General features: G+C 63.2%; 1 protein-coding gene. It reads left to right on the forward strand.

Annotated features, from left to right (window positions below; genetic code table 11):
• Positions 1 to 15: 15 nt before the first annotated feature.
• On the forward strand, positions 16 to 926 hold a 911-nt coding region (locus tag C7I84_RS29305), incomplete at its 3' end, for an extracellular solute-binding protein (protein WP_425351423.1).

Here is a 926-nt window from a genome sequence, read left to right on the forward strand (position 1 = left end):
GCCGCCTTCGCCGACATCGAGGCGGCAAAAACTTTCCTCGACGCCGAGATCAAGGACCAGTCCGCCCTCGACCGCGCCGCCCAGGAGGCGGAGATGCAGTGGTTCGTCGACGCCGCCAAACCGTTCGCCGGCATGGACATCAAGGTGGTGTCGGAGACCATCACCACCCATGAATACGAAGCGAAGGTGCTGGCGCCGGCCTTCACCGCCATCACCGGCATCAAGATCACCCACGACCTGATCGGCGAGGGCGACGTCGTCGAAAAGCTGCAGACGCAGATGCAGTCGGGCGAGAACATCTATGACGCCTATATCAACGACAGCGACCTGATCGGCACGCACTGGCGCTACCAGCAGGCGCGCTCGCTCACCGACTGGATGGCGAACGAGGGCAAGGACGTCACCAACCCCAATCTCGACATCGACGACTTCATCGGAAAGTCCTTCACCACCGCGCCCGACGGAAAGCTCTACCAGCTGCCCGACCAGCAGTTCGCCAACCTCTACTGGTTCCGCTACGACTGGTTCAACGACGACAAGAACAAGGCCGACTTCAAGGCCAAATACGGCTACGACCTCGGCGTGCCGGTCAACTGGTCGGCCTATGAGGACATCGCAGAATTCTTCACCGGCCGCGAGATCGACGGCAAGAAGGTCTTCGGCCACATGGACTACGGCAAGAAGGACCCGTCGCTGGGCTGGCGCTTCACCGACGCCTGGCTGTCGATGGCCGGCAATGGCGACAAGGGCATTCCCAACGGCCGTCCGGTCGACGAATGGGGCATCAAGGTCGACGACAACTCGCGGCCCGTCGGCTCCTGCGTGGCGCGCGGCGGCGACACCAACGGCCCGGCGGCGGTCTATTCGATCGAGAAATATCTGGAATGGCTGAAGGCCTACGCGCCGCCGGAGGCGCAGGGCATGAC

Source organism: Kumtagia ephedrae, assembly GCF_003012745.1.
Classification (GTDB): Bacteria; Pseudomonadota; Alphaproteobacteria; order Rhizobiales; family Rhizobiaceae; genus Kumtagia; species Kumtagia ephedrae.